General features: G+C 70.6%; 7 protein-coding genes. 3 read left to right on the forward strand and 4 right to left on the reverse strand.

Translation table 11 applies throughout. The features are described 5' to 3' along the window. Nucleotides 1-111: 111 nt before the first annotated feature. A complete protein-coding gene (locus tag EFJ44_RS07320; RefSeq protein ID WP_241209708.1) occupies nt 112-963 on the forward strand; it encodes a hypothetical protein in 852 nt (283 codons plus the stop codon). A 116-nt stretch (nt 964-1,079) separates the two neighbouring features. Here the strand turns inward: EFJ44_RS07320 and EFJ44_RS07325 are convergent, their stop codons facing one another. From EFJ44_RS07325 to hfaA, 4 genes are all read right to left on the reverse strand, one after another. Beyond that, nucleotides 1,080-3,965: a M16 family metallopeptidase gene (locus tag EFJ44_RS07325; protein WP_125256541.1), complete on the reverse strand. Its 2,886-nt coding sequence runs from the start codon at nt 3,963-3,965 to the stop codon at nt 1,080-1,082. Nucleotides 3,966-4,081: 116 nt separating this feature from the next. Next, entirely contained in the window at nt 4,082-5,332 is a 1,251-nt protein-coding gene (gene hfaD, locus EFJ44_RS13815) for a holdfast anchor protein HfaD (protein ID WP_164511878.1), read from the reverse strand. Next, a complete protein-coding gene (gene hfaB / locus EFJ44_RS07335) occupies nt 5,259-6,254 on the reverse strand; it encodes a holdfast anchoring protein HfaB (protein WP_164511879.1) in 996 nt (331 codons plus the stop codon). Before hfaB ends, hfaD begins: the two co-directional genes overlap by 74 nt. 8 nt (nt 6,255-6,262) lie before the next feature. Next, nucleotides 6,263-6,703: a holdfast anchoring protein HfaA gene (gene hfaA, locus EFJ44_RS07340; protein WP_125256543.1), complete on the reverse strand. Its 441-nt coding sequence runs from the start codon at nt 6,701-6,703 to the stop codon at nt 6,263-6,265. Between the two features lie 118 nt (nt 6,704-6,821). On the opposite strand from hfaA, the gene EFJ44_RS07345 reads away from it, so the two are divergent. Together EFJ44_RS07345 and EFJ44_RS07350 are read left to right on the forward strand one after the other, a co-directional pair. Next, a complete protein-coding gene (locus tag EFJ44_RS07345) occupies nt 6,822-7,493 on the forward strand; it encodes a rhomboid family intramembrane serine protease (RefSeq protein WP_125256544.1) in 672 nt (223 codons plus the stop codon). Nucleotides 7,494-7,550: 57 nt separating this feature from the next. After that, nucleotides 7,551-7,979, forward strand: a complete 429-nt coding sequence (locus tag EFJ44_RS07350) for a CBS domain-containing protein (protein ID WP_125256545.1) — start codon at nt 7,551-7,553, stop codon at nt 7,977-7,979. Nucleotides 7,980-8,022 lie beyond the last annotated feature (43 nt).

Here is an 8,022-nt window from a genome sequence, read left to right on the forward strand (position 1 = left end):
TCCGGGGCCGGATCGAAACGGAATCGAAAGGCCCGCCGTGCTCCCTTCAACCCGACCACGGCCCGGTTCTTGCTTGGGAATCGGCCGACTGAACCATTCGGAGGCGACCTCATGCGGTTGCACGCGCTCACCTGGCTGCCGGCGGCGGTGACCCTGTTCGCCGTCACGGCCTTCGCCGACCAGGCCGCGGCCCAGTGCGGGCCGGTCTGTCCGCCGCCGCCGCCGCCGTGCTGCGAGCCGCCGCCGCCGCCTCCGCCTCCGCCTCCGCCGCCCGGGCCGTGCTGCGAACAGCCGCCCGCGCCCCCTTGCTGCGGCGGCGGCAACGTGAACGTGAACGTCAACGTCAACGCCGGCGCCTCGGCGCGCGCCGGGGCCGCCGCCACGGTGATCGTGGCCGGCGGCGGGGGGGCCTACGTCAACGTCGAGCAGCCCTATCCGACGACCATCCAGGGGCTGCACGTCGGCGGCGGCATGATGCGCGAAGTCATCAAGGTTCCGTTCGAATCGCGGCGCCGGGTCGAGCGCCGGGTAGTCATCCGCGCGGTCTGCATGGACGATCGCGGCCGCCCGCACCCGGCGGCCCAGGTTCGGCCGGACCGCGACGTCTGGGGAGACTATGACGGCGAACTCTATCGCTGCCTGGCGGGGACCTGGATGCAGGTGACCATCGCCGATTGGCAGGGCTCCGAGCGCTTCGAGCACGGGGAGACCACGACCTGCCGCAAGGGCGACAGCCTGTGGCACGCGCCGGGCGGCACGGTGGAATGCAAGCCGCAGCGTCCGGAACGCGACTGCAACGAACGCTCGCTGCTGCGCCGCTACGGCGTCGGCGTGAAGGTCCTGACCATGTGGTACGAGGAAACCTACACCGAGTATCGCGAAGAGGTCGTGGTCCGCGAAGGCTGGGCCGTGCAGGGGGGCGCGATCACGCTGGACGGCGGCGTCGGCGGCCGCGTCTTCTGAAGACGCCGTTCAGCCGCCGGTCAGGCGGCGTGATGCAGATTGCGGGCTCGTCGCTCCGTCGACGATCCTGAGAGAGACTGGCCCCGGCCGCGAAAGCGCCGGGGCCTTTTTTCGCGTCACTCCGCAGCGGCCGCGGCGCGCGGCGTCACCGTGATCCGGTAGGCGGTCGAGGGGATCAGGTACTTCGCCGCGGCGGCCTGCACCTCGGCGGCGGTGATCGCCTCAAGATCCGACTCGGCGCTGCGCAGGGCGGGCAGGCGGTTGGGATCGGTCTGGGCTTCGGACAGTTCGGAGATCCAGAACTCGTTCGTCGCCCGGCTGCGCCGCAGGGCCTCCACCCGCGGACGGCGAGCGCGTTCCAGTTCGTCCTCGGTGATCGGGGCCGAGCCCATGGAGGCGGCGATCCGGTCCACGTCGGCGAAGAAGCCTCCCAGCTTCTCCGGCGGCGCCTCGATGGCGGCGGAGACGTAGCCGTATCCGGCGAAATTGCCCGACGCCTGTGCGCCCACGTTGGGCGAATAGGTCACGGCCTGGCCTTCGCGCAGTTCCTCGATCAGCCGCAGGCGCAGGACGTCGGCCAGCAAGCGGACGACGCGCGCCTCACGGGTGTCCGTGAAGTTGTCGACCGCAGGCCAGGCGACGAAGCCGAGCGCCTGATCCGGACGGCCGCCGTGCTTGAAGTCCAGCGGCTGCGGCGTGCCCGCCGGGAAGCTGGCGGCCAGCTGCGCCGCCGACGGCTGCGCGGCCGCAGCCCGGTCCGGCAGGGCGCCGAAGGTCGACGCGACCGAGGCGATGGCGGCGTCCACGTCCACGTCGCCCACGATGACGATCTCGATCGGACCAGACGCCAGAGCCGGGCCGACGGCGGCCTTGAGGTCGTCGATCGACCAGGCCGCGACGTTCTCGAGCGAGGGGAAGGCGAAGCGGGCGTCGCCCGGACGCAGGCGGCTGGTGGCCTCCCTGGCGAAGACGCCTTGGGTGGTGGCCTCCAGCGTCGGCAAGGCGGCACGGAACTGGGCGCGGGTGCGCTCGAACGGCTCCGGACGCCAGCCCGGATCGGTCACATAGGCCGCCAGGACCTGCATCTGGACGTCCAGATCGGCCGGCTTGGTGGCGCCCGACAGAACGAAGGCGTCCTCGCCCGCGGACAGGCTGGCGCGATAGGTCTTGCCCGTCAGCACCTCTTCCAGCTGCTGGGCGGTCAAACGGCCGAGGCCGCCTTCGGCGAAGACCGGACCGAGAGCCAGGATCGGCAGGGGCCGGTCGGTCGGCAATTCAAGCTGGCCCTGACCGACGCGGACGGAGACGAGAATCTGTTCGTCGCGATACTCGGTGGGCTTGACGGTCAGGCGCACGCCGTTGCCGAAGGTGACGAAGGTCGTGTCGATGTCCTCGACCACGGTGCGCTCGGCGATCGAGCCCGCCGGACCGAAGTCGGCGTAGTCCCACGCCAGCGCCTCGGTCGCCTCGGGCGCGGTCACCACCACCGCCTCGGACGCCGTCAGGGCGGCCAGAAGCGCCTCTTCCCCACCTTCCACGGCCGTCGGGCCGGACAGGAAGACGAGCGGCCCCCCGCCGGTGAAGGTCGCCTTCAGCAGGGCGTTGACGTCGTCCGCCGTCAGGCCGGCGACCGCGGCTTCGAAGGTCGCCAGATCGGTGGCGGGCGCGGTGAAGACCTGATCCTCGTTGACCGCGCCGACGATGCCGTTGGCCAGCGCCGGCGTCCGGCGCGTGGCGGCGCCCTCGACCGCATTGGTCAGGGCGGTGCGCATCTCGGTGATCTCGCGGTCCAGTTCGGCCTGGGTGACGCCGAACTGCGCGATGCGACGGGTTTCCTGTTCGATGGCCGCCAGGGCGGGCTGCCAGGCGTCGCCGTCGTAGTTGGCCGAGACGTTGGCCAGCAGCACGCTGTCGAACAGGTTCGCGCGCCCGGCGCCGGCGCTGATGAACGGCGGGTTGGCGCCGCGGCCGATGACGCCCAGTCGGCGGTTCAACACGGCGAGTCCCAGCCCGCGCACCACGTTCTCGCGGCGCAGGGCCTGCGTGTCCGCTCGCTCGTCCGGCGCGCCGGTCCAGGCGATCTGGATGGACGGCGTCAGGCCTGCCTCGACGTACAGGCCGGCCTCTCGTGCGCGCGGCCGGACCTCGCCGATGACCGGCTCGGCTCCGCCGGCGTGGCTGTTGGTCCAGTCGCCGAAGGTGGAGACCACCTTCGCCTCCATCTCGTCGACGTCGAAGTCGCCGACCACCACGACGGTGGCGCGTTCCGGCCGGTAATAGGCCTCGTAGAATTCCACGAAGCGCTCGCGCGGAGCGTTGGCCAGAACGGAGGTCGAGCCGATCGGCAAGCGCCTGGGCACCAGCTGCCCCGGCATCAGGAATTCAAGCTGCGCCACCAGGGCGCGCAGGCCGGGGCTGGCGCGGGTGCGCTCCTCCGACAGGACGATGCCCCGCTCACGGTCGATGGCGGCCGTTTCCAGCAGGGCCTCGCCCAGCATCTGGCGCAGGATGAACAGGCTTTCGTCCACGGTCGCGTCGTCGGTGCGCGGCAGGTCAAGTTGGTAGATGGTCTGGTCGAAGCCGGTCGAGGCGTTCGTGTCTGCCCCGAAGGCCAGGCCCAGGCGCTCCAGCCGCTTGGTCAGATCGCCCTCGGGCACCTCGGTCGAGCCGTTGAAGGCCATGTGCTCCATGAAATGGGCCAGACCCAGCTGATCCTCCCGCTCCATCAGCGAGCCCGCGTCGATGCGGACGCGAATCGAGGCCTGACCGGGAGGCGAGGCGTTCTTCATGATGGCGTAGCGCAGGCCGTTGGGCAGCTGGCCGAACCGCACGTTCTCGGCCGCCGGCACGTCGCTGGCCGCCTGGGGCCAGGGATCCGAGGGCTGCACGCCCGTCGTGGAGACGGCCGGGGCGGCCTGCTGGGCCTGAACGGCGGCGGGCAGGGCGGCGGCGAGGGCCAGCGACGAGGCGGCGAGCAGCAGAAGGCGGCGGGGGGAACGCATGAACGGTCAGCTCCGGAGACGGGACGCCGACGGTCGGGCGCCTCATGGGGCCGCGCAAGGGCGCGGGTCGTCGCACGGTTGCCCGCCCCCGTTCCGCCTCACAAGTTACAAACCCGTCAGTTTCCGGGGCGCGTCACGTAGAAGTTGGCCGCGTTGCCGACCGCGTTCGTGCCGGTGATCACAGCGCGGGAATCGCCCGTGACGGTCGTGCGCGCGGTGGCGGAGACGTCGCCCGAGTTGCTCTGGACGTTGTCCGCCTGCAGCGTCGCGCCGCACTCGGCGCAGGCGTAGCCGGTGACGCTGTTGCCCACGGCGTCGGCGCCGACGTAAGCGTCATAGCCGTAGGCGCCCGCGAAGCTGGCGTCGGCCTGCACCCCGCCGGTGTTGATCTGGTCGTTGTCGATGCGGACGTAGATGTCGTCGTTGCCGACCGACAGGGCGTTGCCGGCCGCCTGCGCGTGGCTGGTGACCTGCCCATAGTCGTAGCTCGTGACGATCGACTCGGCCCAGACGCGCGAGGAGTTGCTCTGCTGCGCCTCCACGAGAGAGGAGCCGCCGGCGTTGGCGAAATGGCCCTGATTGCCGCCGGCGCGGGCGCGGCCCGCCAGATCCCAGGCGTTGCCGGCGTTGGCGCTGGTCCCCGCCTGCACCAGATCGCCGGTGCTGGACTGGACCAGGCGCAGGTTCTGGCTGGCGGGCGCCGCGCCGGTGTAGGCGGCGACGTTGCCGAGCGCCTGGCTGTTCACCTCGGTCTCGCCGGGGGCGTACTGGACCGCGACGTAGTTGGACGAGAACAGCGTGGCGGCCGTGTCCTGACGGATCTCGCCGTCGATGTGGCCGCCCTGCGCGGCCAGCGCCACGGTGTTGGCCGTGGCCGAGGTCTCGATGCGTCCTCCGCCGATCAGGCGGGCCGTGCCGCCGGACAGGTCGGACACCGCCTCGATGCGGGTCGCTCCGACGGTTTGGGTCGCGTCCAGCGTCAGGTCGCCGCCGTAGGCTCCGCCGGCCAGATAGTTGCCGTTGGCCTGGGTGACGGAGGTGACGTAGCCGTCGGTGTCGCCGTTCAGGACCAAGGTCGTCTCCGCCTCGACGTCGCCCTGCAGCTCCTGCTCCGAATCGACCGTGAGGTGGCCGGTTTCCACCGCGCCGGACAGGGTGTTGCCGGTGGCGGAGGTGGAGACGGTGACCTGATCGTCGGCGTCGACCGTGGTGACCGTCTGGCGCGCGGCGACGTTTCCGCCCTGGAACTGGCGGTTCAGGACGATCGGCGCGTCGGGATCCTGGGCCTGGGCCTCAGTACCGGCTGCGACGCACGTCGCCGTCGCGGCGATCATGCCAGCGAGTCGGATCAGCGCGGGTCTGGCCATTGTTGGTGTCCGTGTTGGGGTACGCCGGGTAATAGCCCCCCGTGGGCCCGTAGGTGTCGCGCAGCAGCTCGTTGCGGGTGTCGAGGCAGATCTCCGGCCCCGGTGCGCCGTACAGATTCGCCATGAACTCGACGGTGGCGCGCTCCACCAGGGCGCGGACCGCCAGCTGGACCGGCTCGAAACCGCCTTCGCCGCCGCCCACGTCGAAGACGTTGCCGTTCAGGAAGTCGAACACGCCGACCGAGATCTCCCGGCCGATGATCTGCTTCTGGTAGGAGACGACGTCCACCACTTCCAGCGTGGTGGTCTGGACCATGCGCAGGTCGATGGCGACGTTCATCACGTAATAGCGGCCGCTGAACGTGCCCGACAGCGGGGTGTTGGTGTCCGCCTCGCCGCCCAGGATGTCCCATCCGGCCGAGCGGATGTTGTAGTTCACCTCGGTGATGCCGCCGACGATGTAGAAATCCGATCCCGGCACCTGACCGGCCAGAATCTGGCGATAGGCGACGTCTTCGCCCTCACGCCCCGGATCGCCGATCAGCTTGTTGTTGGCGTAGCGAAGCTCCAGCTCCGACACCGAGGTGTCGTAGCGCTCCACGATCTGGGCCCCCGCCTTGGCCAGCGCCGAATAGGCCATCAGAGAGGCGCCCCCGGTGATCTGGCGACCGCCGTCGGATGAGACCGTGCCGGTGTAGTCGCTGATCCGGCCCACCGCGATGCGCGGCGAGGGCAGGTCGTACTTCCGGGCGTAGTCGGCGAGGCAATACAGGGCGACGGAGTAGGGCGTCGGATTGGCCGTCACCGGGGCGTTGCCGATCGGCTGGGCATAGCGGCCGTCGCCGCCCGCGACCGGCGCGATGCATCCGCCCAGCAAGGCCGCGGCCGAGCCGAGCGTTCCGAGGAAGCGCAGGCGACGCATTGAGGGGCTCATGGCAGGTCCAGCGTTCCGTTGAGCGAGGTTCCGGCCCGCACGTCGCCGGTGTTGGTCTGGGTCGAGTTGACGATGACGGTGTTGTGGTTCCCCTGGACGACGACGTTCAGCTGGTTGCCGATGGCGGTGGAGCCGCCGATCGTGGTGCGGCCATCGCCGCCCAGCCCCCACGAGCCGGTCGCCGAGGCGCCGCCGCTGGAGCTTGAATAGGAGCCGACGCCCGTCTGGATGATGCCGTTGACGATCAGCCGGTTGCCGTTGGCGTCGCGGGTCGAGCCGGAGACCGGCCGCGAAGTGGTGTAGCGCGATCCGCCGTAGCCCGCCTGCAACTGGCCCGTGCCGCCGTATCCCTGGGACTGGGCGAGGGCCGCGTCGGGCGCGGCCAGGGCCACGAGGGCTCCGGCCAGAAAGCCCGCGCCGATCAATGTCCGCTTCATGTGCACGCTCCACGCGATCCCGCCGAACGAACCAGCAAGTCACGTGCCAAAATGGGATGGAGACATTAATGACGGCTTAGTGGCGATTCCCGCCGCCTTCCGCGCGTTACCGGGGTCGATGACCGAATCCCCTCCCAGCCGAGAACCCGCCCTGAAGGCGCCGCCGATCGTGCTGCTTCTGGCGCTGTCGATGCCGGCGCTGTTCTTCTTCCAGGAGCGGCTGCCCGACATGGGCCTGTCGCTGGCGCTCTATCCCCGGCGGGTGATGGACGGGGACTGGGCCGGGCTGGCCACCTCCATGTTCCTGCACGGCGACTGGGCCCACGCCATCATGAACGCGGTCGGGGCTCTGGCCTTCGCGACCCCGGTGGCGCGGATGCTGCGCGGAGCGGCCGGCGCGGGGGCGTTCCTACTCTTCTATATGGCGTGCGGAATTCTGTCGGCCGTCGGCTATGTCCTGATGCACCCGCAGGGCTTCGATCCGGTGGTCGGGGCGTCGGGCGCGGTGTTCGGCCTGATCGGGGCGTCGACGCGAATCGTCGGGCCGGGATTCGTCCTCCCTCTGATCGACCGACGGGTCCTGATCATGTCGGCCATGTGGATGGGGCTGAACCTGGTCGTGGGGGTGGTCGGGCTCTCGGCGTCCGGAGTGGGCGCCCGCATCGCCTGGGAGGCGCACGCCGCGGGTTTTCTGGTCGGTCTGCTGGGCGTCGGCCTGCTGGGTCGGCTTTTCCCGCCCCGATTCGTCCGCGTTGCGCCGGACGTCGACCTGAGCGAAGGTTCTTCCTGAGCGGCCCCGGTCCGCGGCCGGGCGCGCGCCCGCTGTCGTGACCTGAAGGAGGACCGCATGCTCGTCACCGAAATCCTCAAGCAGAAGGGCGGCGCCGTCTTCTCCATCGCGCCGGAGGATCCCCTGTCCGCCGCCTGCGCCCAGCTGGACGAGAAGCGGGTCGGGGCCCTGGTGGTGTGCAAGGACGACCGGGTGGTGGGCGTCATCTCCGAGCGGGACGTCGTGCGCGCCGTCTCGCGCGACGGCGCGGCCGCCCTGGGCCGGCCCGTCAGCGAGCACATGACGGCCGACGTGGTCTTCGCAGACCCGTCGGAGACGGTGGGCGACCTGATGGCGCGCATGACCGATCGCCGAATCCGTCACCTTCCCATCCTGGCGGACGGCCGGCTGGCGGGCGTGATCTCGATCGGGGACGTCGTGAAGTGCCAGATCGACGAGGCGACCCGGGAGGCCGAGAGTCTGCGCACCTACATCGCCGCCGGCTGACGTCGCTCGCCGAGCGGCGATCGTAAGAAACCGCCGGAATTCC

This window comes from Brevundimonas fluminis (assembly GCF_003934285.1).
In the GTDB taxonomy this organism is placed as follows: domain Bacteria; phylum Pseudomonadota; class Alphaproteobacteria; order Caulobacterales; family Caulobacteraceae; genus Brevundimonas; species Brevundimonas fluminis.

What these genes read in the sequence shown, in the direction of transcription:
- EFJ44_RS07320 (WP_241209708.1), top strand. Translation starts at nt 112, where the DNA reads ATGCGGTTGCACGCGCTCACCTGGCTGCCGGCGGCGGTGACCCTGTTC.
- EFJ44_RS07325 (WP_125256541.1), bottom strand. Translation starts at nt 3,965, where the DNA reads ATGCGTTCCCCCCGCCGCCTTCTGCTGCTCGCCGCCTCGTCGCTGGCC.
- hfaB (WP_164511879.1), bottom strand. Translation starts at nt 6,254, where the DNA reads ATGCGTCGCCTGCGCTTCCTCGGAACGCTCGGCTCGGCCGCGGCCTTG.
- hfaA (WP_125256543.1), bottom strand. Translation starts at nt 6,703, where the DNA reads ATGAAGCGGACATTGATCGGCGCGGGCTTTCTGGCCGGAGCCCTCGTG.
- hfaD (WP_164511878.1), bottom strand. Translation starts at nt 5,332, where the DNA reads ATGGCCAGACCCGCGCTGATCCGACTCGCTGGCATGATCGCCGCGACG.
- EFJ44_RS07350 (WP_125256545.1), top strand. Translation starts at nt 7,551, where the DNA reads ATGCTCGTCACCGAAATCCTCAAGCAGAAGGGCGGCGCCGTCTTCTCC.
- EFJ44_RS07345 (WP_125256544.1), top strand. Translation starts at nt 6,822, where the DNA reads ATGACCGAATCCCCTCCCAGCCGAGAACCCGCCCTGAAGGCGCCGCCG.